This is a genomic window from Collinsella sp. OM07-12 (assembly GCF_003438275.1).
GTDB lineage: Bacteria > Actinomycetota > Coriobacteriia > Coriobacteriales > Coriobacteriaceae > Collinsella.
The window spans coordinates 1-18,971 of sequence record NZ_QSTQ01000027.1; the positions used below are offsets into that span (position 1 = coordinate 1).

An 18,971-nucleotide genomic window follows, 5' to 3' on the forward strand; every position below is an offset into this window, starting at 1 on the left:
ATGAATGTGGGAGGTGTTCGGATAAAGTTGATAATCAAGGCTTTTGACTAGTCGTTTAAGAACGTCCCCAATGACTAAGTTGCAGGTGGCGGCGGTTGTGTTACACTAACGCTGCGTAGTTGACGCAATCATCTCGATACAGATCAATGATGTCCGTCGTTTTGAACGGAACTAGACTGTTTAGCCGCCCTGAAGGTTTATGCAGGGAGCATGTGATCACAGGGCTTGAAAAGAAAGTTGAGCAAACACTGTGTCTGATCAACAGCAAGAAAACGAAATAACGACGACGCAGGCCGCTCCCGCTGCACCGGTTGCGTCGGGCCAGGTCGCGGCGCCCGCGCAAGCCTCGGCTCCTGAGACGCCTAAGGCTGCTTCTACGCCTACGCCTGCAGCGGCTGAGAAGGCCATGCCTGCAACTGGTGAGGAGGCTGCTCCGGCAAAGACCAAGCGCACGCGCCGCACGGCCAAGCCTGCCGCTGACGGCGAGGAGGTCACCAAGCCCAAGCGCCGTACCACGCGCACGACGCGCGTCAAGCGCACCGTTGCAACAGACTCCTCGGCGCCGATTTCCGATGAGGTCGCGCAAGCACGTGCGTTGGCGCAGATTAGCGAGGCTCAGGTGGTGCGTGCCCGCCGTCGTGCTGCCGAGCGCGAGGCCGCGGCTCTGACCGAGCTTGCAGCTCCGTCTGTGCCCGAGACACCTGCCGCCACCGAGACCCCTGCCTCCGACCAGCCGACCGAGAAGCCGGCACCGCGCACACGCCGTCGCACGGCTGCTAAGGCCGAGCAGGTTGCCGAACAGGTAACCCCCGAGCTCACTGAGGCTTCGGTCCGTTCCGCGGCAGGGGAGGGCACATCGCCTGCTGCGCCTGTCGAGGCCGGCGAAGTTCCCGTTGTCGATCCGGCTTTGCGCCCGCACCGTCGCGGTCGCAAGCCCAAGGCCTTCGTCGAGGCCGAGAAGGCCGCAGCCGCAGCCGCCGCCGCTCGGGATGCTGCGGCGACCGCCGAGTCTGCAACCGCTGCCGACGCGCCCGTCCAGGATGCTACGACTTCCGAGGCCGCTCCCGCCGATGCCGAGCCCGCCGACGTCCGTCCCGGTCGCAGCCGTCGCACCGCTGCTAAGCGCACGTCCAAGGCTAAAGCCGCTAAGAAGGGCGCGTCCGAGGATTCCGCCGAGACGACCGCCGATGCATCGACTGATGTCGCCGAGCCTCAGGACGTCGAACAGCCTGCGTCCGAGAAACCCAAGCGCGGCCGTAAGAAGTCCGCTAGGGCCAAGGCCGCCGAGCAGCAGGCTGATGTCGAAGCGCAGGTCGATACCGGCGCCGAGGCCAATGACGCCGCCGCGGCCAATGTTGACGCCGCCGCAACCGATGGCGCCGCGCCCGCCGAGGGCGAAGACAGCGCTCGCCCCAACCGTCGCCAGCACAAGCGCAACGACGAGCGCAACGAGCGCAAGGATGACCGCAACAACGACCGCCGCAACCGCCAGCGAGATCGCAAGCAGCGCAACAAGGAGCGTAATGCCGCTCCCACCGAGCCCACGCTTTCGCGCGAGGAACTCGCGGCCATGAAGGTCGCCGAGCTGCGCGAAAAGGCCAAGGAGTTCGAGATCGAGACGACCGGCAAGAAGAAGGCCGAGCTCGTCGAGGAAATCTACACCACCGCTGCGAAGGCCGAAGGCTTCCGCGACATCAAGGGCATTCTGCAGATTCGCCCGGACAGCTCCGGCATCATCCACGCCCATGGCTACATGAAGTCCAACGACGACGCCTTCGTGCCTGCCTACCTCATCCGCTCCGCGCGTCTGCGCACGGGCGATGTCATCGAGGGCTCGCTGCGTCCTTCGCGCGGCGGCGACAAACGCGCCGGCCTCGCCAAGATCACGACTGTCAACGGTCTGGACCCCGAGCAGATTCGCAACCGTCCCAAGTTCGGCGACCTCACCCCGGTCTATCCCAACGAGCCGCTGCGCATGGAGCACGGCAAGGACTCCATTACCGGTCGCGCCATCGACATCGTGTCGCCGATCGGCAAGGGTCAGCGTGGCCTGATCGTGTCGCCGCCCAAGGCCGGCAAGACCACGATCCTCAAGAAGATCTGCCAGTCTATCTCGATTAACAACCCCGAGGTGCACCTCATCTGCCTGCTCGTCGACGAGCGCCCCGAAGAGGTCACCGATATGCAGCGTTCTATCAAGGGCGAGGTTGTGGCGTCGACCTTCGATATGCCCGCCGACAACCACACCCGCGTGGCCGAGCTCGTCATCGAGCGTGCCAAGCGCATTGTTGAGCTGGGCGGCGATGTTGTGGTGGTGCTCGACTCCATCACGCGTCTTGCCCGCGCCTACAACTTGGCGGCGCCCGCCTCAGGCCGCATCCTTTCGGGCGGCGTCGATTCGGCGGCACTGTATCCGCCCAAGCGCTTCCTGGGCGCAGCCCGTAATATCGAGAACGGTGGCTCGCTCACCATCCTGGCCTCCGCCCTCATCGACACCGGTTCCAAGATGGACGAGGTCATCTTTGAGGAGTTCAAGGGCACCGGCAACATGGAGCTTAAGCTCGACCGCGACCTGGCCGACCGCCGCATCTTCCCGGCTATCGATCCCGTTGCCTCCGGTACGCGTAACGAGGACCTGTTGGTCGACGAGCAGATGCGTCCGTTTGTCTTTGGCCTGCGTCGCATTCTTGCCGGCATGAACAACACCGAACGCGCAGCCGCGTCGTTCATCAAGGGTCTTAAGGGCACCAACACCAACCAGGAGTTCCTGGTGCGTTCGGCCAAAAAGCACAGTGACTACGAGCAGACGTTCTAGGTTGTCATCCACGCGCAGCGATAGTCATCAATGCGATAAAGGGTCGGGGCTTTGAGCCTCGGCCCTTTTCCATATCGCCGCTCCGCGCTTATTTTTGACCATAAGACAGGCAAGCAGCAGGTTTCCCGTTTCAATCCGACATTGTCGCTTGCAATCGACAGGGCGGTTTCGCATAATAGCTTTTAAGCTTCGCGACGGAAAACGCAGATGAAACGAACCATATACCGTTGCTTTGGGGCATAGCCCCGCTTCATCTTCTCTCGCGCAGCCAACTGAATGATGCGATTTGGGTGCTGGAAGATGGGGAGAGCTCATGGCTTCTTCTGATGCAACACAACGAGCAGTCCTTGCCGGACTTTCGTGCGGGATCGGCCTTGCCGCTCCCGTGGTTATGTATGCCGCGACGCTGCCGTTTTCGTCGGTGAACGAGACGGTCGTGGCGGGTGCGGTTCCCTTTGCCGTGGGCGCGGTGGCGGGCGTGGGTATCTATGCCGCCTCGCTGGGTATCTCCGAGTACCGTGCGCAGCGTGAAGAGCGTCTGTTCCAGCCCGATGCCATGGGCGGTGCCGCCAATCTCAATCAGCATCAAAGCGAGTTCAAGACCGCCTCGATTCCAGCTCAGCAGCAGGATGCGACTCCTTATGCTGCCGCTTCTGCTTCTCAGGCTCAGTCGGAGCAGTCTACCTCGGCATTCCTTTCCGGCCTGACCGGTGCGTTCCAGCGCCGTCATGCCGATAATGGTGTCCCTACCATCGCTCGAGCCGCAGATGCTATGGACGAGGCGGAGGCTTGGTCCATGATCGACAGTATACTCGACGACGATTCGCCGGTGAGCTGCGACCCTGCACGCTCGCGCGACGTCTATCAAGTCGCCATCGACGAGCTCACCAATGGCGGGCAGACTGGCTCCTTCAATCGCGATGACATCGCCGCCGCGGCACGTGCCGTGTCTGGCTCCCAGGCCGCCCCTGCGGGCAGCACGGCGGCTTTCGTGGCACTCGTTGCCAACGCCGCAGCCAATAACGCCTGCAGCGCCACCTCGGCGGACGTGAACGCTTCTGCCGATAATTCGTACGTTGATGAAGCCATGACCGCGGATGAGGAGGCCGTTGCCGCCCGCCGTGCCGCCGAAAGCTCGCTTTGGGGCGCTCCTGCCCAGCAGCAGGCGGCTGAGGCTGCGCCGTACAACGCAAACCTCGCCAGCATGCCTATCATCTCCGGTGCTGCGGGCATCGATCTCGATGACCTCGATGAGCCTGCAGTCATCACCGCATCGATTGATGCCCAAGATCGCATTGACACCGGCGACCTTCCGGACGCCTCGCTCGAGGTTGATGTCCCCATGGCCGACTACTCGGGCCACGAGGACATGTGGGCCGCCGCCACCGCGATTCTGGATGAGATCGACGAGCCTGCTCCTGTTGCGGCCCCCGCTCCCGTCGCTGCCCCTCAGCTTGCTGCCCCCGCCTATGTCGGCCGTCACAGCGCTGTGTTCCCCGAGGATACCGCCCGTATCTCGCGCGAGAGCATCGAGCGGGCCGAGGCTATTGCCGCCGGCATTATGGAAAATCGTCGTCACGAGCGCGTCAATCAGATCCTAGAAGAAGAGATCGAGCGCCTGCAGTCCTCTACTGCCAAGCGTACGGGCCGTGCCTATCTGAGCGTTATCGAGGGCGGTACCGCCAGCTTCGCGCCGCTCCGCGCGGAGGCATAACTTCTGCATGGTTAAGATCAATCGAAAATGGGCGGTCGTGACCTGCCTGATGGCACTCTTGATCTGGGGCAATTCGCTGGTTCCCGGCTCGGGGTCGGGCTCGCTGAGCCTGACGGTCATGGAAGCTATCCGCGGTTTCCTGCACGGCGTGGGACTTCCATATGCATGGGTGACCAACTTTGTTGTTCGCAAGTGCGCGCATTTTACCGAGTATATGGTGCTCGGCATCCTGGCAACGCATGCGTTTGATTTTGAGGGCCGGCGCACCTTTGACGTGCTGCTGCCCACGGCGGTGTTCCTGCTGCTGATTCCCTCGATCGACGAGACGATTCAACTCTTTGTGCCGGGACGCGCCGGCATGATCACCGATGTGATGATCGACTGCTGTGGAGCGGCAACGGGCGTTGTGCTCCGATATCTCTTACGGTCGCTGATGTGCGCCAAAAAGGCCGCCTAGGACGTATTGTTTGGTCCTAGGTGGCCTTTTTTATTTGGGGGTTTATATGAGGCGTGGTGGCGTTGTTCCGTAGGTCGGATTTGCCGGGCGTGCCACGCCCCGTGGGTGCGTCTGCTACTGAAGCGCCTGTGCGCCCAGGGCCAGGCAGCCCATAATGCCCTGCTTGCCCTCGAGGCTGTTGTTGACGATGTAGTTATCGATGTCGGCCATCTCGGGCGTGACGATGTAGCCGTTGAGCATCTCGGCGCACTTCTTGCGCGCGAGCGGCACGATGGGGGTGTGGTCGGCCACGCCGCCACCGATGACGATCTTCTGCGGCGCATAGCACAGGATGTAGGTCATGAGTGCCTGCGCCAGATAGCCGGCGAGCAGGTCCATGGCCTCCGGGTCATCGGCCATCTCTCCGGCGCTCTTGCCATTCCAGCGCTTTTTAACACCGGGGCCGGCGATGAGGCCCTCGAGGCAGCTGTCATGGAAGGGGCAGGCGCTGTGCTCGCCAATGGTGTCGCGCGGGTCGCGCGTGACCAGGATGTGACCGGCCTCGGGGTGCATCATGCCGTGCACAAGCTGGCCGCCCGAGAGCACACCGGCGCCCACGCCGGTGCCGATGGTCAGGTAGACCACATCGGTGAAGCCCTGAGCGCAACCAAAAGTGACCTCGCCCAGGCAGGCGACGTTGACGTCGGTATCGTAGCCGCAGGGGATATTGAGCTCGTTTTGGATGCTGCCCAGCAGGTCAAAGTAGCGCCATGCCGTCTTTGGGGTCTCTAGGATCTTGCCGTACTGCGGCGAAGCGGGGTTGACCGCGGTGGGGCCAAACGCGCCGATGCCCAACGCGGCGATGCCCTTGTTCGCAAACCACGCGTTGACGGCCTCGACGGTCTCCTGTGGAGTCGTGGTCGCGATCCGCTCGCGCTCTAGGACCGTACCGTCCGCATAGCCCGTGGCGCAGACCATCTTGGTGCCACCGGCCTCGAGCGCTCCGATAAGCTGCTGCTCTGCCATAATGTTCCTCTTTCTGGGACGAGTTGCTCCTTCTCTAAAGTATAACGCTCTAAACCATTTAAGAAAGCGCTATAAAAAGAAGCTTCGCAACGCGGCAGGCGGTGTGGCGCTTCTTTGGTTACTGTAGCCGCCCGTCCGTCCTTACCCGCGTGGCTCGATTTTATCACGCAGGGACTTGAGGTTTTCGAGTGCGGCGATAAGCGTTTCGTCGCGCTTGGCAAAGTGGAGGCGAATTAGATGGTTGACGGGCTCGCGGAAGAAGCTCGATCCGGGAACAGCGCCCACACCCACCTTAGACGCGAGGTCCTCGCAGAAGTCGAGGTCGCTGTCATAGCCAAACTCCGAGATATCCATCATCACGTAGTAGGCGCCCTGCGGCACGTTATGCTCAAGACCGATGCTGTCGAGTCCCTGGCAGAACAGGTCGCGCTTGGCGGTATAGAGGTCAAGGACCTCATCGTAATAGCTGTCGTCGAAGTTGAGGGCGGTGACGACGGCTTCCTGCAGGGGAGCGGCGGCACCCACGGTGAGGAAGTCGTGGACCTTCTTGATGCGCTCGGTGATCTGGGCTGGGGCAATGGTGTAGCCCAGACGCCAGCCGGTGATGGAGTACGTCTTAGACAGTGAGCTGCAGCTGATGGTGCGCTCAAACATGCCGGGCAGCGTGGCCATGTACACGTGCTCGTGGGGCGCGTAGACGATGTGCTCGTAGACTTCGTCGGTGATGCAGTAGGCGTCGTACTTTTTGCAGAGTTCGGCGATAAAGGTGAGCTCCTCGCGGGTAAAGACCTTGCCGCAGGGGTTGGACGGGTTGCACAGGACGATTGCTTTGGGATCGTTGTCGCGGAAGGCCGCCTCGAGGACCTCACGGTCGAAGTCAAAGGTGGGCGGGTTGAGCGGCACATAGATGGGCTCAGCCCCCGAGAGAATGGTGTCAGCGCTGTAGTTCTCGTAGAACGGCGAGAAGATTACGACCTTGTCGCTGGGGTTCGTGACCGTCATCATGGTGGCCATCATGGCCTCGGTGGAGCCGCAGGTGACCACGATATTCTCGTTGGGGTTGATCGGCATGCCCATAAAGTGCTCCTGCTTGGCGGCAAGCGCCTCGCGCATGGCCTGAGAGCCCCAGGTGATGGAGTACTGGTGGGAGAGCGGCTTGGGGTCGGTGGCGATGGTGCTAAGGCTATCGAGCAGCTGCGCCGGGGGATCAAAGTCGGGGAAGCCCTGCGAGAGATTGACGGCGCCGTACTTATTGGAGATGCGCGTCATGCGGCGGATGACGGAATCGGTAAACGTTGCCGTGCGGTTGGAGAGTTCTTTCATGCCGGTCCTTTCGAACTTCAGGGTGGGGCAAGTTTACTCCTATGAAACCGGTGGGATTTGCTTGAAATGGTCTCGAAATACTCTTTTCAAAATTCTTGAAAATTGGGGCTTGCATCGCGTGGCGTTCCTTGCAATAATAGTCGAGCGCGAAGCGCACAGGACACGGTGGGTGTAGCTCAGTTGGCTAGAGCGACGGGTTGTGGTCCCGTAGGTCGAGGGTTCGAGTCCCTTTACCCACCCCAGTTCTTGCTTCGTGTTGATATCGGGTCGTTAGCTCAGTTGGTAGAGCAGGGGACTCTTAATCCCAAGGTCCAGGGTTCGACCCCCTGACGGCCCACCACACGATATCTCCTCTAAAGTCCGCCACAACGGACTTATCTTTGGGTCGTTAGCTCAGTTGGTAGAGCAGGGGACTCTTAATCCCAAGGTCCAGGGTTCGACCCCCTGACGGCCCACCAAAGAATGCACAGGTCAGCGCCTCGGCGCTGACCTTTTTTGTTTACAGAGAAGCCGAATCATAACCGTCCGTTACCGTTCGCGTTTTACGCCCCCTGCCGTTTATGCGCGGCAGGGGGCGTTTTATGCATTTTACAGGTAGCGGACCTAGAAAATGCATTTTAGAGCGTCTCGGCGTCCCGACCGGTGCCATTAAAACCGCCGTCCGCGCCGCCGCCCTCGACGATCTGCAGGGCGCGGCCGACCTGCCTGGCGGCCTTCTCGCGCTCCGCGAGGCCCGGTTTGATGTAATGGCGGTAATCTGTCCCCAGGTCCGTATGGCCGTGCAGGTCCATGATGCTCAGGGGGTCGACCTCGGTCGCCGCCATGATGGTCTCGGACGTGTGGCGCAGGGCCTTGGGAGGGATATACCGCAGGTCATGGCGTGCGCACATGCGCCGCCAGGCGCGCACGAGGTTGTCGCCGCGCATGTTGACGATGCGCTGCCCGCTCCACTCGCGCACCTGCTCCGTAACCGAAGTGCCGCCCTCGACGGTTATGGACGGGCGCAACTCGTCCATGATCTGGTGCAGGCGCTCGCGGCCTGCCAATAAAACCGGTACGGTGCGCACGGAATGGGTGTTCTTGGTCTCCTTCACGCCGTCCTCGTCCGTGTACGCGCGGCAGACCTCGATGTACTCCGAGACCGTCGGCTGGCCTGTGGCGAAGTCGTAGGTCGTGGTGACCTTGAGGTCGCACGGGCGCACGGCCAGCGCCTCCTCCTTGCGCAGTCCGCTCAGGCCCAGGATGAGGTAGGCGTTCATGACCAGGTCCGCGCGGTCGTCGCTGGCGGCGAGCCTGCGCAGCGCCTCGGCGGCCTCGGGGATGCTCCACGGCTCCACGGGCGCCTGCTTGGCCTTGGGCGCGATGACGCGCCGGCGGAAGGGCTCCACCGTCACCCATCCGTCGTCGAAGGCGCGGCGCATGACGGCGCGCAGCGTCGTCTTGGTCTTGGCAGGCGCGCCCGAGCGCTCGATGCAGCCTCGCATCATGTCGTGGGTTATCTCGGAGATGTCGATGCTCCCCAGCACGGGGGAGATGTAGTTTTCCATCTGGCCGTCGTACTCGCGCAGACTCGCCTTTGAGCGCGGCTTGCCGCGGTTGCTGGGGGAGTCGCGGAAAACTCCCCAGTAGTACATGTCGAGCGTCACGCCCGCGTGCGCCGCCTGGGACACGCCGAGCTCCTGCGCGAGCTGGGCGATGGCGATGTCGGCCTCGGTCTCGGTGCCGTACACGGTGCGCGACACGCGCCGCACGTGCCCGTCCGCGCGGAAGCCCGCCTGCACGCGGATCACCCACTTGCCGGGCGCCACCTCGCGCTTCGAGCCGAGTTTTGACCTGGAACTGTCGTTGGTTGCCATATAATGGTCCTGCCTTTCCCTTTTTGCCGGAGGGCACGCCCCGTGCGGATCCGCCAAGATTGCCGCACGGGGCTTTTTGTTTAGATGCCGAGCCCGCACTGCTGGGGCTACGCCTCCGCCGTGGCCTTGCACGGACGGCCCGCCCCGGGCTTGGCCGCGATGCGGTACTCGATGGAGTCGCGCGACACCATGCGGGTGTTGCCGACCCTCCAGCTGCTCAGGCTCCCGTCGCGGCAGAGCTGCGCCACGCGCGCGGTGCTCACGCCGAGCATCTCGGCGGCCTCGGCTGCGGTCACGGCCGGGATGTCGGACAGCTCGACGCTGGTCGCGACGGTGACGACCGTGCCGCCGTGGGAGGGCGCATGGCCGAGCCCGCCGCCCTCGAACTCCGCCCCGCGCTCCAGTGCCGCCAGGGCGTGGACGCGCAGCCAGTCGACGGCCATCTCCACGGCCTCCTCGTAGGTATCGCCCTCGGTGGCCCCGGCGAGCCCGCACGGCTCCACGGCGTAGCCGCCCTCGGGGTCGGGGTAGACCTCGAACTCCTGCATGACGATCATGGTGGTCTCCTTTCCTGCGGTGAAGGGGAGGGCGGGGCTAGAGCAGCCCCGCTTCCTTCCTGATTCCCCTCGCGGTCGTCTCCTTTATCTCCCGGTGCCTGGGCACTGTCACCGTCACGTCCCCGCGGCGGAACTTGTCGTGCTTGGCGCCGGTGCCGCTGAGCTTTACGTAGCCCGCTTCGGTCAGCTCCCGCTCGAGGTCCCTCTTCTTAGTCACCGCCTAACTCCTTTCGACAATTAAATATTAGCACAGCTAAGTAATAAAGTATATAAAAGATTAGCGCGATTAAGGATTATATTTAATCAGCGGCGGGGTTTTCTGAGCCTGCGCCGTTGGAGGTTTTTTCGGAAAATCCTAAAAACCCTGCCGCGCCGCGGGTCATAATCGTGATGAACACCATCTACGCTCCCGGAGGTACCCATGGGTCGCTACAGCGTCGGCGCATATACGTACGAGGACGATTCCTGCGACACTATGATCTACGACGGGCTCACGGGCATTCCGCTGAGCCTTGGGTACGAGCTCGTGTCGCAGGAGCGCGGAGACACTGTGAGGGTCGTCGCCCTGGGAGTGAAGGACGACGCTGCGGGCCCCGTCCCGTTCGCGACGCTCAGGCCGTGCGCGTACTTCCTGGCATCCGAGTACGACGTGCGTGCCGTGAGGTGCCCGCAGACCGGTCAATGGGTCCTCATCGGGTACATGGGCGTCTAGATGAAGCCCGTGGCCTTCCCTCCGACGGAGAGGATGCCTGCTGCCGGTCTCTCATCTTTCTCGTCTAGTCAAACACGAGGTATAGCTTCGTTGCGTTGCTGCTGTCTTGGAAGTAGTCATACATATAGCAGGCGCGGCACTGCCTTTCTTTGTATTCGGTAAGCTGCTTGTATACCTTATGGCTGCTCGCGTTTATCTCTACGAGTGGCTCCTTTCCCGCCAAGATCCTAATATGGGGCTTTGCGGATGAACCCTTTGGTGTCGGGATTATCTCGAAGTTCGGTGTAAAGCGGAGATCTCCTATTGGCGGTGCTCCGGCGATCCAGTTGCGTTCCGTAACGTCTATCCATACTTCGCTTGAGGTCTCATGGAGCTCGATTCCGGTTCGGTTTTGCCTGATTTCTGAAATCCTCGCCCTGTATCGTTCCTCTTTTATATGTAGTTCGTTCTCTTCTGAGAAGGGGACGGGCTCGGTTGTTATTTTTTGTCTTTCCCACCACTGCTTCAGGAGTTGCGGGTCCGCGGTCATGGTGACAAGTTCGGGAATCCCCGCGGAGTACATTCCGATCTTCTTAACTTTGACCTGGACCTTAAATCCGGCTGCGACCATTCCCTTGAGAAAGCCTAGGCATGAAGGCGTGAGCCCAAATGTGCGACCTTTATAGGCAAGAGGCGTGTCCCCAAATGCGCCGCTATCAGTGGTTGTCCCGGTCGACTTGCTGTGGATAACCGTGTCAAATCCGAGCGGGGCCACGTAAAACACCGCTCCTTTTTTGACCCCTTTAAACACGGCGCCGAGGTACGTGTAAATGACTTTCTCAGTATCGCCGTCGATGTCTATGACGCGCGCGGCGGGGTGCCTGCCATTTCGTGCGGACATGGCGGCAGAGTCGGACATGCCTTCCGTGGAAGGAGTGCGCGCACTTGTCGACGCTCCATTGCTCGTAAAAATCGCTTTAACTAATGAGCTGAAAAGGCCCATGGGTACCTCCTGACCTTGCTACGCGGATCTTACTTGATCCGCTTCCAGCCCTTCGCCTTCAGGCGCCGTAGCCTGATTTTGGGACAGCTCGGCCTGGTCGCGTGCCGTCTCCAGGATCTTCGAGCGCCTCTTCTCGGTGCTCCGTCGGTAGCAGGTGATCAGCTCGCCCTCTTCATGCGTCTGATTTTGCTGGGACTCCATCGGGGACCATTCCCTGCCCCCTAAGGTGTCTAGCGAGCAGTTGAGAGCATCAGCAATTCTCCAGGCTGCATCAAATGCCATGCTGCGGCGTCCTTGCTCGTATTCCGTGTAACGGCTTGCCTCAAATCCGGCATGTTTCGCAAACGCCGCGGCGCTTTTGAAGCCAGCAGACTTTCTGAGCAACTGTATGTTCTTGCCGATTTGCTTCCTAAGAGTGTCTTCTGTCATTGGGCCTCCTCCCGTTGCTACCTAAGAAATTAAGGCAAAGTGCCAAATATTTCAATCAAATACTGAAATCTTTGTTGACAACTAGGCAGAGAGCCGTAATATTGAAGGCAGTAATTAGGCAGAGAGCCAAAAAACATCTTCTATATAGAAGATGTTACGGCTGAGGTTGACAGCGCTCAACCTCAGTCCCTCTCATTCCCGAAGATGAAAGGAGTTGTCAATGGCGTTTAGCAAAGAAGAGATGTCCGCATGCCTTCGTGAGCTTCGTGCTCGCAAGCGCGTTACCCAACAGGAGGTCGCCGACGCTGTTGGGGTGGATGCCACGAGCATCTACAACTACGAGAACGGTCGCACGGCACCGACTTTTGAAATTGCTTGGCGCCTTGCAGATTTTTTTGACGTTTCCCTTGACCGCTTGGGCGGGCGAAACACGGACGAGGCTGCGTAGACCGGATGGAGGAAGAGATGGAAGGCAAGAAGGTGGGCGAGCTCGTCTTGGAGGGCAGGTGCCCCGAGGCCATGGAACTCGCGGAGAAGGCGAGGGAGGCTTCGGAGCACCTGCAGGCGGCCGCCGAGATCCTCGAGGGGATCGCCGAGGTCGAGCTCGCCTACGAGGTCATCGCGTGCGGTAGCCCGTCCCGCAGTGGGGGCAGCGCATCGATTCCGGACGCCGTCCACGGGGCGGGGCAGTGAGGCGGGCACTGCTGGCCTCGGCCGCCGTCATGGACGCCGCCGGCTGGATGTGCACCGCGCAGGGGGCCTACGGCCTCGCGCGGGTGTGCTTCTCGGCCGCGCTGCCGTTCATCGCGGCGTGGGTGGCAGGGTCGCTATGGGCGCGCTAGGCGAGCCATTCGGAGCGGTGCCCGGCGATCGCCCTGATCACCGCGGGCCTGATGGAGAAGTCGGTCGCGGTGAGCATCGAGCCGACCGGCGGCGTGCCGAAGATGCCGAGCTCGCACAGCGCGAGGGCGTCGGCATCGAGCGGGGAGAGGCTGACGGAGCCCTCGTCGAGCGCACGGGACACCAGCTCCTTCCGCCTCCTCGACATGCCGAGGAATACGGCGGAGAGGCGTTCGTCCATCCTCCGGCGCTTTGCCCAGGCGCTCCTCGCGCTGACGATGCGCGCGGTCGCGTACCCGAGCATCGCGGCGGCGCCGGTCAGGAGGAGGCACGAGGCCGGGTGCTCGGCGAGCATCTGGCGGGCGTCCTCGGCCATCGCGGCGACCGAGCCGAACCCGACCGCGCCCGCGATGGTGACCAGCAGGTCGATGTTCTCCTTCGCGGCTTTGAGCGTCTTGTTCATCTTCGATTCCCTTCCAAGGAGGTTTCCATGGGTTTCATTCTCGCACTTTCCTTCGCGTTCCTGTTCGGGGTCGGGCTCGGCCTCATGCGCCGCTGACGGCGGAGTCAGCCCCCGCCGCGCCACGGGTTCCGTACCGCCCCCATTCCGCGGGGCCCGTGGCGCGACGGGGCCGGACTCCCTACATCCGGTCCATAAGGTGTCCGCCGCCGACTTGGCGGGGCGGCGGCACCGCTCCCTTTGGCGGGGGAGCGCCCTCCGGCCGCATCTATCGGTGCGGCCCTCCGGCAAGGGATTGGCTCAACGAATGAAAGGAGAAGGCCATGTGGATGTCTATAGCCAAGGGCGCGCGTTACGCCTGCTGCGACAACGTCACGTTCCGCGCGATGGTCATGCAGGGCGTGATACCGCGCTACCCGTCGCTCAACCCGAACAGCTCGCGCGAGGTGGTGAGCAGCGAGGACATCGACGCCGCCATCAGGGCGCGCGGGGCGGTGCCGGCGCTGCCCTCGCCCGACTGCGTGCCCGCTCGCCGTCCGAGGCGGGTGGCGTGATGGTCGATCTGGTCTGGGATGCCGGCTGCAGGCTCGGCGAGTGGTGGAACTCGCTTCCCGAGCGCGTGCGCAGCGTGGTGTGCGCCGTCGCGATGCTCGCGCTGCTGGCCATAGCCGGCGCCATCGAGGGGACCGCCCCGAGCGGGATGTACTACTAGTCAGGAGGATATGGCATGCAGTTTGAGAAGAGGCAGGTTCGCCTGGGCGACATCCGCCCGAGCGGGCAGAACCCGCGCGAGGACTTCGGCGACATCGGCGCCCTGGCCCGCAGCATCGAGGCGACCGGCGGCGAGCCGCTGAACCCGCCCGTGGTCGTGGCGGACGGCAACGTGTTCCGCATCGTGGACGGCGAGCGCCGCTACCGCGCGCTGTCCTCGATTTACGGGGAGGACCGCGAGGTCTCCGCGCTGGTGGCGGAGAGCATGGACGAGGCCAACGAGCTCGTGGCCATGCTCGCCACCGACGACAAGCGCCAGCTGACCGAGGCCGAGCGCGCACGCGGCGTGCAGCAGATGCTCGTGCTTGGCGTCGACGAGCAGCGCATCGAGCGCGCGAGCCGCGCCACCGCCGGGCAGATCCGCGCGGCGCGCAGGCTGCGCGGTCGCATCGATGCCGGCGTGCAGGTGACGCTGGAGCAGCTCGAGGCCGCGAGCGCCTTCGACGACGAGAAGGACATCGAGGCCGTGTTGGCGGCCGGCGATGGCTGGGCGGGCAAGGCCGACAGCATCCGCCGCCGCGTCGAGCGCGAGGAGGCCAAGGCCGAGGACTACGACGCATTCGGCGACGCGGGCATCCCGGTCGTGAAGGAAAAGCCCGAGGGGTTCAACTACACGGACTGGGTCAACGTCGGCCTCGCCGCTAAGAAGCTCGAGGGGAAGGAGTTCGCCGCCGGAGCCGTCGCCGTGTGGAAGGGCAGCTACTGGGATCTCTACGAGCCGGATGACGGCTCGGGCGCCGCGCCCGAGAAGACCGAGGAGGAGATCCGGGCCGAGCAGGAGGCCGAGCGCGAGGAGGCCGCGCTCGAGGAACTGTACAGGAGCCTGATCGGCTTCGTGTCGTCCGGCGCCTTCGCCATGTCCAAGGACCTCATGGTGGAGGTGCGCGTGGGCCGCGAGGACCCGCCCGCGCTGCTCATGGCGATGGGCGGCGACAGCCACCCCGAGAACGAGGGGCGTTTCGGGCTCGTGCGAGACGAGTTCGCCCGCAACCTCAAGGCCTGCAGGCCCAGCGAGTACGAGGCCGGCTGCTGGCTCATGGCGGCGGCCAAGGACATGGCCCAGCTCGACAACCGCTGGGGCGGCGACGACGCGGAGGCGTGGCTCGACCACTATGACATCTTCTGCTCCGCGGGCTTCGAGCCCGGCGAGGAGGACGTGTGGCTCATGGAGAGGGTGCAGGCGAGCGCCAAGGAGGAGGAGAAGGATGAGTAGCGAGAAGAAGGCCAGGGTGACGGTCGAGGCGTGCGGCGAGGTCCGCACTTTCGAGTGCCGCTGCGCGACGGTCACGACCGCCAACGGGGACGGCTCCGGCGACTCATGCTTCGTGGGCCCGACCGACATCAGCGACCTGTTCGCGCTCGCCTGCGAGTGCGCCGACGCGCTCTGCGCGGCCTTCAGCCAGGCGGGCGTCCCGGACAGGAACGCGCGCAAGCTCGTGCTCATCGCCGCCCTCGGCGCCAATCCCCATGGGCACGCCGGCAGCATCCAGACCATCGACCTGGATGCGCGCAGGGAGATCCGCGACATGGCGGCGGAGCTGGGCGTCGATGCCGACATCTAGCGACCGCCGGGCGGTCGTGCAGCGCGGGGCGGACGGCCGCTGGTTCGCCCGCCCCTACATGGGCACCGACCGCGTGACCGGAAGGCGGATCAGGCCGTACAGGTCGTGGGACGCGGAGCTGACGCGCGAGCAGGCCCAGGCCGAGTGCGACAGGTGGGCGGCCACGTTCGACCCTTCCTCCGCACAGGACAGCTCGAAGCGCCTGTCCTCGATGCTCGAGACGTACATCTCCGACCCCGTCAACGGCCTGTCCGACAACTCCGTGGCCACGTACCGCAGCGTGGTCAGGACGATGGTGGAGCCGACCATCGGGCGGCTTCCCTACGACCAACTCGAGCCCTGGGACGTGTCGGCGGCGTACCGCATGCTGCTCGCCCCCAGGACGGGGAAGGGCGTGAAGCCCAAGACGCTGCTCAAGATGCACGCGCTGCTGAAGGGCGCCTACCGCTCGTGGCGCCCGGCGCTGGGGCGGGACATCATGCTCGACGTCCCCGCGCCGTCGCCCGAGCCCGTCGAGCCGTTCGCGCTGTCCGAGTGCGATACCGACGAGCTGTCCCGCGCGCTGGTGTCCGCCATGTCCTCGCGCTCGGCCTCGGGCGCCAACATCTCTCGGCGCACCGAGGCCATGGCGGCCTACCTCGCCCTCAACACGGGGCTTCGCTGCGGGGAGGTCTGCGGGCTGCAGCGGCGCGACTGGCGCCGGGCGCTGCACGACCTCCACGTGGCGGGGCAGGCGGTCGAGAAGCCCGAGCTGCACCGGCAGGCCTACACCAAGGGCAGGCGCGTGCGCAACGTGTCGCTCGCGCCGGCGGTGGAGGCCCAGCTGCAGCGCCACCTGGAGTGGCAGGACACGTGGCTCGCGCGCAGGGGCCCGGCGGCGCTGGTGGTGACCTTCGGGCCCGCCGGCGCCCTCGCGCGCCCGTCCACCGTGACGAGCCGCTTCAAGTCGCTCGCGAGGGACCTGGGGCTGCCCGAGGAGACGGTCTTCCACTCCCTGAGGCACACCCATGCCACCTGGCTGCTCATGCACGGCTTCGACATGCGCACGGTGCAGGAGCGCCTGGGGCATGCCGACGTCAAGACGACGCTCGGCACCTACGGCTCGGTCATGCCGGGCCGAGACCAGGCCGCCGCCGCGGCCTTTACCGATTCGATATCGCACGGAGGTGAGACGGATGAATAACTTCAACTTCAACAGGGACTTCTACGAGGGCTGCCGCGCCCTGGGCGACAGGGAGGGCATGGCGCTCGCGTGGGCGATGCTGCGCTACGGCTACGAGGGCATCGAGCCAAAGCTTAAGCCCACCACCATGGCGGCGTTCACCTTCGCGAGGGGCCGCATCGACGCCATGGTCAACGGCAGCCTCGGGGGGCAGGCGAGGGCCGCCAAGGCAGGCGGCATCGCAACCGCCCAAGGGGGTAGCCAAGGGGGTGTCCAAGGGGGTAGCCGACCCAGCGGGCGAGGGGGTAGCCAACAGAAAGAGAAGGAGAAGGAGATAGCCCTAGCGGGCTATAGCGCGGCCCGCCAAGCACCCGATGACTTCGAGCCCCCGTCGGCCGAGGACGTGGAGGCGTACTTCGCCGCCAACTGCCTCCGGGGCGACGCCCGCCAGTTCTTCGACCACTACGCCGCGCAGGGGTGGACGCTGCCGAGCGGCCTGCCCGTGACCGACGTGTGGGCGCTCGCCCGCAACTGGAGCCGCAAGCAGGTCGGCTTCGACGCGGACCGCAAGGCCCGCGGCGGGCAGACCTCCCAGGAGGTCGAGCGCGCCGCCGTGTGGCAGCCCGTGAAGACCGATGACGAGCTCATAGCCGAGCTCGATCGCCAGATAGCGGAGGCGTCATGATCACCCTCATGGAGATGCTCAGGAACGAGAAGGCCGACCCCTCACACGGCCGCCCGCTCAGCCTGACGAAGGTCTACATGACCAACGTCATGTCGCGGAGGGAGGCCGTGCTGCTGGCCAAGATCCAGAAGCGCGACGCGGCGATTGCGCGCCGGCAGCGCGAGAAGGACCTGTACGAGGAGATCGCCAAGCTCGCGAAGGGCGAGGACCCGAAGGACGGGAAGCCGAATCGCGGGTGTGCCAAAGGTGTGCCAACGGCGGCGGGGCAGCTGGGCCAGCAGGCGTTGGGGTTCCCGCCGCTAGATGGCGGAAACGGGGCCGGCGGGGGAGTCCCCGCGGCAAAGAACGCCTAATTCTTTTGAGAAGGAGAGGAGAGAGGTTTTGACCGAGATCTCAGCGGTGATGAGGGCCTACCGAGACGCCCTCGACAGGCACCGGATTCCCTGGGCCGACGACACCTACGACACGGGGCCGGTGGACGGCTACCGGATGCGAATCGAGCGCACCAAGACCATCCTGGACGAGCACGAGGTGAGCGTGATCTGGGGCTACCAGTGCCTGCCCGTGGACGAGCCCACGGGCGTGAGCATCGGGTACCCGAACTACCTCGAGGTGCAGTACGACCCCGTGAGCACCGAGCCGTTCATGGCCACGCCGGGCGACATCCTGGCCGACATCTTCGGCGTGAGGGGTGAGTCCCGATGAGCTACAGGTGCGGCCCCGCCGACTGGATAGACCTCGCCATCGGCAGGCTCGAGGACGCCAAGAGGTCGATCGGGGCGGGCATGGGCCCGACCGCCTGTGACGAGATGCGCCAGGCGAGGCGATGCGTCAACCGAGCGCTGATCATGGTCGCGGAGGAGAAGGAAATCGAGAAGGATTGGAGCACGAGGTGAAGAGGGAGCCGAAGATGTATACCTGCGACATGTGCGGGAAACCGACGCCGAACTATCGCGAGTGGTCGTGCCCGTTTGCGGCCTTTTTGGGCGAACGATGGCGCACGACGGGAGGTGTGTTCAGTGAGGCGAGCGATTAGGTGGGTGCCGGCGCGGGCCGAGTATAGGGACTGGCGTGTGCCGGACGGCGCGAGCGTGTGCGCGGATGACTTCTCGACTGCAGTCGAATGCGCTGAGTGCGGCTGCTGGCTTGCATTCGGTGAGAGCTACACCTCGCGGCTGATCCACAACGACCTCGGGTTCGGCTACGCCGTCTGCCCGAGGTGCTACGAGGCCGAGTTCAGGGAGATGGGAGAGAGCTGTGACCTATAACGATGTCGAGTTCAAGGCGTGCCCCCGGTGCGGGGCGGAGCCCGAGGTGGAGGATGTGCGAGAGCGTTCCCTGACCAAGCCCAACGTGCTGAGCGTCAGGTGCCCCGCCTGCGGGATGTCGAACAGCGTCGCGTGGGGGAGCATGGACCTGCCGCCGTTCCGCCAGGCGGTGACCATGCTCGCGAACAGCTGGAACAGCCGGTGATCCGCTCGGCGGCCGAGCTGTTCCGCGCGACCGCCTGGCGCACGGTGCCCGATTTGGTTTCGGGCCCCGCGCGCCGGGCGCTCGCGCACGGACGGGCAGACGCGCCGCGGGTGACGGCGGCGCAGATCGGGGAGACGGAGCGGAGGGGGCGGGGGCGGCAGCGCGGCC

Annotated in this window: 25 protein-coding genes and 3 tRNA genes; 20 read left to right on the forward strand and 8 right to left on the reverse strand. The window is 64.2% G+C overall.

From position 1 onward, the window contains the following. Nucleotides 1–406 precede the first annotated feature (406 nt). The 3 genes from rho to DXB98_RS09155 all read left to right on the forward strand — a co-directional run bounded on the left by rho (nucleotide 407) and on the right by DXB98_RS09155 (nucleotide 4,986). Complete coding sequence (rho, locus tag DXB98_RS09145) at nucleotides 407–2,815, forward strand: transcription termination factor Rho (RefSeq protein WP_117743912.1); 2,409 nt, start codon at nucleotides 407–409, stop codon at nucleotides 2,813–2,815. A 313-nt stretch (nucleotides 2,816–3,128) separates the two neighbouring features. Then, nucleotides 3,129–4,529: a hypothetical protein gene (locus tag DXB98_RS09150; protein WP_117743884.1), complete on the forward strand. Its 1,401-nt coding sequence runs from the start codon at nucleotides 3,129–3,131 to the stop codon at nucleotides 4,527–4,529. 7 nt (nucleotides 4,530–4,536) lie between these two features. Next, nucleotides 4,537–4,986 (forward strand): VanZ family protein, encoded by a 450-nt coding sequence (locus tag DXB98_RS09155; protein ID WP_117735610.1) that lies wholly within the window; start codon nucleotides 4,537–4,539, stop codon nucleotides 4,984–4,986. Between the two features lie 114 nt (nucleotides 4,987–5,100). Here DXB98_RS09155 and DXB98_RS09160 read toward each other — a convergent pair whose 3' ends face one another. Further along, complete coding sequence (locus tag DXB98_RS09160; protein WP_117743885.1) at nucleotides 5,101–5,991, reverse strand: ROK family protein; 891 nt, start codon at nucleotides 5,989–5,991, stop codon at nucleotides 5,101–5,103. 141 nt (nucleotides 5,992–6,132) lie between these two features. Continuing rightward, a complete protein-coding gene (locus DXB98_RS09165; protein ID WP_117743886.1) occupies nucleotides 6,133–7,314 on the reverse strand; it encodes a pyridoxal phosphate-dependent aminotransferase in 1,182 nt (393 codons plus the stop codon). Nucleotides 7,315–7,479: 165 nt separating this feature from the next. On the opposite strand from DXB98_RS09165, the gene DXB98_RS09170 reads away from it, so the two are divergent. From DXB98_RS09170 to DXB98_RS09180, 3 genes are all read left to right on the forward strand, one after another. After that, a tRNA-His gene (locus DXB98_RS09170) sits at nucleotides 7,480–7,556 on the forward strand. Nucleotides 7,557–7,578: 22 nt separating this feature from the next. After that, nucleotides 7,579–7,654 (forward strand) — tRNA-Lys (locus tag DXB98_RS09175). 42 nt (nucleotides 7,655–7,696) lie between these two features. Beyond that, a tRNA-Lys gene (locus DXB98_RS09180) sits at nucleotides 7,697–7,772 on the forward strand. A 159-nt stretch (nucleotides 7,773–7,931) separates the two neighbouring features. On the opposite strand, the gene DXB98_RS09185 is transcribed toward DXB98_RS09180, so the two are convergent. The 3 genes from DXB98_RS09185 to DXB98_RS09195 form a co-directional block, all read right to left on the reverse strand. Continuing rightward, entirely contained in the window at nucleotides 7,932–9,095 is a 1,164-nt protein-coding gene (locus DXB98_RS09185; RefSeq protein WP_158553189.1) for a tyrosine-type recombinase/integrase, read from the reverse strand. Nucleotides 9,096–9,277: 182 nt separating this feature from the next. Continuing rightward, nucleotides 9,278–9,727: a type II toxin-antitoxin system HicB family antitoxin gene (locus DXB98_RS09190; RefSeq protein ID WP_117743888.1), complete on the reverse strand. Its 450-nt coding sequence runs from the start codon at nucleotides 9,725–9,727 to the stop codon at nucleotides 9,278–9,280. A 37-nt stretch (nucleotides 9,728–9,764) separates the two neighbouring features. Then, entirely contained in the window at nucleotides 9,765–9,944 is a 180-nt protein-coding gene (locus DXB98_RS09195) for a type II toxin-antitoxin system HicA family toxin (RefSeq protein WP_117646357.1), read from the reverse strand. 204 nt (nucleotides 9,945–10,148) lie between these two features. On the opposite strand from DXB98_RS09195, the gene DXB98_RS09200 reads away from it, so the two are divergent. Beyond that, a complete protein-coding gene (locus tag DXB98_RS09200; protein ID WP_117743889.1) occupies nucleotides 10,149–10,439 on the forward strand; it encodes a hypothetical protein in 291 nt (96 codons plus the stop codon). Between the two features lie 64 nt (nucleotides 10,440–10,503). Here the strand turns inward: DXB98_RS09200 and DXB98_RS09205 are convergent, their stop codons facing one another. Both DXB98_RS09205 and DXB98_RS09210 read right to left on the reverse strand, forming a co-directional pair. Next, on the reverse strand, nucleotides 10,504–11,337 hold the full coding sequence (locus DXB98_RS09205) for a hypothetical protein (protein WP_147330319.1): 834 nt from the start codon (nucleotides 11,335–11,337) through the stop codon (nucleotides 10,504–10,506). Nucleotides 11,338–11,439: 102 nt separating this feature from the next. Beyond that, nucleotides 11,440–11,850, reverse strand: coding sequence for a helix-turn-helix domain-containing protein (locus DXB98_RS09210; RefSeq protein WP_117743891.1), 411 nt, complete (start codon nucleotides 11,848–11,850; stop codon nucleotides 11,440–11,442). A gap of 220 nt (nucleotides 11,851–12,070) precedes the next feature. On the opposite strand from DXB98_RS09210, the gene DXB98_RS09215 reads away from it, so the two are divergent. Next, complete coding sequence (locus DXB98_RS09215) at nucleotides 12,071–12,298, forward strand: helix-turn-helix transcriptional regulator (RefSeq protein WP_199407169.1); 228 nt, start codon at nucleotides 12,071–12,073, stop codon at nucleotides 12,296–12,298. A 17-nt stretch (nucleotides 12,299–12,315) separates the two neighbouring features. Continuing rightward, nucleotides 12,316–12,543 carry a hypothetical protein gene (locus DXB98_RS09220; RefSeq protein ID WP_117743892.1) on the forward strand — a complete coding sequence of 76 codons (228 nt, stop codon included), beginning with the start codon at nucleotides 12,316–12,318 and terminating at the stop codon, nucleotides 12,541–12,543. 145 nt (nucleotides 12,544–12,688) lie between these two features. Here the strand turns inward: DXB98_RS09220 and DXB98_RS09225 are convergent, their stop codons facing one another. Then, nucleotides 12,689–13,153 carry a hypothetical protein gene (locus tag DXB98_RS09225; RefSeq protein ID WP_117743893.1) on the reverse strand — a complete coding sequence of 155 codons (465 nt, stop codon included), beginning with the start codon at nucleotides 13,151–13,153 and terminating at the stop codon, nucleotides 12,689–12,691. Nucleotides 13,154–13,473: 320 nt separating this feature from the next. On the opposite strand from DXB98_RS09225, the gene DXB98_RS09230 reads away from it, so the two are divergent. The 11 genes from DXB98_RS09230 to DXB98_RS09275 all read left to right on the forward strand — a co-directional run bounded on the left by DXB98_RS09230 (nucleotide 13,474) and on the right by DXB98_RS09275 (nucleotide 18,803). Then, entirely contained in the window at nucleotides 13,474–13,704 is a 231-nt protein-coding gene (locus DXB98_RS09230) for a hypothetical protein (RefSeq protein ID WP_117743894.1), read from the forward strand. After that, nucleotides 13,704–13,862: a hypothetical protein gene (locus DXB98_RS10215; protein ID WP_158553190.1), complete on the forward strand. Its 159-nt coding sequence runs from the start codon at nucleotides 13,704–13,706 to the stop codon at nucleotides 13,860–13,862. Before DXB98_RS09230 ends, DXB98_RS10215 begins: the two co-directional genes overlap by 1 nt. Before the next feature lie 15 nt (nucleotides 13,863–13,877). Then, on the forward strand, nucleotides 13,878–15,134 hold the full coding sequence (locus DXB98_RS09235; protein WP_117743895.1) for a ParB N-terminal domain-containing protein: 1,257 nt from the start codon (nucleotides 13,878–13,880) through the stop codon (nucleotides 15,132–15,134). After that, nucleotides 15,127–15,483, forward strand: coding sequence for a hypothetical protein (locus DXB98_RS09240; RefSeq protein ID WP_117743896.1), 357 nt, complete (start codon nucleotides 15,127–15,129; stop codon nucleotides 15,481–15,483). The genes DXB98_RS09235 and DXB98_RS09240 overlap by 8 nt, the downstream gene beginning before the upstream one ends. Further along, nucleotides 15,470–16,666 carry a site-specific integrase gene (locus DXB98_RS09245; protein ID WP_117743897.1) on the forward strand — a complete coding sequence of 399 codons (1,197 nt, stop codon included), beginning with the start codon at nucleotides 15,470–15,472 and terminating at the stop codon, nucleotides 16,664–16,666. The genes DXB98_RS09240 and DXB98_RS09245 overlap by 14 nt, the downstream gene beginning before the upstream one ends. Then, the gene (locus tag DXB98_RS09250; RefSeq protein ID WP_117743898.1) at nucleotides 16,659–17,330 is read left to right on the forward strand and encodes a DUF6291 domain-containing protein; all 672 of its coding nucleotides are present in this window, start codon (nucleotides 16,659–16,661) and stop codon (nucleotides 17,328–17,330) included. Before DXB98_RS09245 ends, DXB98_RS09250 begins: the two co-directional genes overlap by 8 nt. Next, nucleotides 17,327–17,683 carry a hypothetical protein gene (locus DXB98_RS09255; protein ID WP_117743899.1) on the forward strand — a complete coding sequence of 119 codons (357 nt, stop codon included), beginning with the start codon at nucleotides 17,327–17,329 and terminating at the stop codon, nucleotides 17,681–17,683. Before DXB98_RS09250 ends, DXB98_RS09255 begins: the two co-directional genes overlap by 4 nt. A gap of 28 nt (nucleotides 17,684–17,711) precedes the next feature. Then, a complete protein-coding gene (locus DXB98_RS09260) occupies nucleotides 17,712–18,035 on the forward strand; it encodes a hypothetical protein (RefSeq protein ID WP_117743900.1) in 324 nt (107 codons plus the stop codon). Then, complete coding sequence (locus DXB98_RS09265; RefSeq protein ID WP_117743901.1) at nucleotides 18,032–18,226, forward strand: hypothetical protein; 195 nt, start codon at nucleotides 18,032–18,034, stop codon at nucleotides 18,224–18,226. Before DXB98_RS09260 ends, DXB98_RS09265 begins: the two co-directional genes overlap by 4 nt. Before the next feature lie 123 nt (nucleotides 18,227–18,349). After that, a complete protein-coding gene (locus DXB98_RS09270) occupies nucleotides 18,350–18,598 on the forward strand; it encodes a hypothetical protein (protein WP_117743902.1) in 249 nt (82 codons plus the stop codon). Continuing rightward, the gene (locus DXB98_RS09275) at nucleotides 18,588–18,803 is read left to right on the forward strand and encodes a Lar family restriction alleviation protein (protein ID WP_117743903.1); all 216 of its coding nucleotides are present in this window, start codon (nucleotides 18,588–18,590) and stop codon (nucleotides 18,801–18,803) included. The genes DXB98_RS09270 and DXB98_RS09275 overlap by 11 nt, the downstream gene beginning before the upstream one ends. Nucleotides 18,804–18,971 lie beyond the last annotated feature (168 nt).

Bases quoted from the DNA above. Each gene is read 5' to 3' on its own strand.
- rho (WP_117743912.1), top strand. From the start codon at position 407: ATGCCTGCAACTGGTGAGGAGGCTGCTCCGGCAAAGACCAAGCGCACG.
- DXB98_RS09150 (WP_117743884.1), top strand. From the start codon at position 3,129: ATGGCTTCTTCTGATGCAACACAACGAGCAGTCCTTGCCGGACTTTCG.
- DXB98_RS09155 (WP_117735610.1), top strand. From the start codon at position 4,537: ATGGTTAAGATCAATCGAAAATGGGCGGTCGTGACCTGCCTGATGGCA.
- DXB98_RS09160 (WP_117743885.1), bottom strand. From the start codon at position 5,991: ATGGCAGAGCAGCAGCTTATCGGAGCGCTCGAGGCCGGTGGCACCAAG.
- DXB98_RS09165 (WP_117743886.1), bottom strand. From the start codon at position 7,314: ATGAAAGAACTCTCCAACCGCACGGCAACGTTTACCGATTCCGTCATC.
- DXB98_RS09190 (WP_117743888.1), bottom strand. From the start codon at position 9,727: ATGATCGTCATGCAGGAGTTCGAGGTCTACCCCGACCCCGAGGGCGGC.
- DXB98_RS09200 (WP_117743889.1), top strand. From the start codon at position 10,149: ATGGGTCGCTACAGCGTCGGCGCATATACGTACGAGGACGATTCCTGC.
- DXB98_RS09205 (WP_147330319.1), bottom strand. From the start codon at position 11,337: ATGTCCGACTCTGCCGCCATGTCCGCACGAAATGGCAGGCACCCCGCC.
- DXB98_RS09210 (WP_117743891.1), bottom strand. From the start codon at position 11,850: ATGACAGAAGACACTCTTAGGAAGCAAATCGGCAAGAACATACAGTTG.
- DXB98_RS09215 (WP_199407169.1), top strand. From the start codon at position 12,071: ATGGCGTTTAGCAAAGAAGAGATGTCCGCATGCCTTCGTGAGCTTCGT.
- DXB98_RS09220 (WP_117743892.1), top strand. From the start codon at position 12,316: ATGGAAGGCAAGAAGGTGGGCGAGCTCGTCTTGGAGGGCAGGTGCCCC.
- DXB98_RS09225 (WP_117743893.1), bottom strand. From the start codon at position 13,153: ATGAACAAGACGCTCAAAGCCGCGAAGGAGAACATCGACCTGCTGGTC.
- DXB98_RS09230 (WP_117743894.1), top strand. From the start codon at position 13,474: ATGTGGATGTCTATAGCCAAGGGCGCGCGTTACGCCTGCTGCGACAAC.
- DXB98_RS10215 (WP_158553190.1), top strand. From the start codon at position 13,704: ATGGTCGATCTGGTCTGGGATGCCGGCTGCAGGCTCGGCGAGTGGTGG.
- DXB98_RS09235 (WP_117743895.1), top strand. From the start codon at position 13,878: ATGCAGTTTGAGAAGAGGCAGGTTCGCCTGGGCGACATCCGCCCGAGC.
- DXB98_RS09240 (WP_117743896.1), top strand. From the start codon at position 15,127: ATGAGTAGCGAGAAGAAGGCCAGGGTGACGGTCGAGGCGTGCGGCGAG.
- DXB98_RS09245 (WP_117743897.1), top strand. From the start codon at position 15,470: ATGCCGACATCTAGCGACCGCCGGGCGGTCGTGCAGCGCGGGGCGGAC.
- DXB98_RS09250 (WP_117743898.1), top strand. From the start codon at position 16,659: ATGAATAACTTCAACTTCAACAGGGACTTCTACGAGGGCTGCCGCGCC.
- DXB98_RS09255 (WP_117743899.1), top strand. From the start codon at position 17,327: ATGATCACCCTCATGGAGATGCTCAGGAACGAGAAGGCCGACCCCTCA.
- DXB98_RS09265 (WP_117743901.1), top strand. From the start codon at position 18,032: ATGAGCTACAGGTGCGGCCCCGCCGACTGGATAGACCTCGCCATCGGC.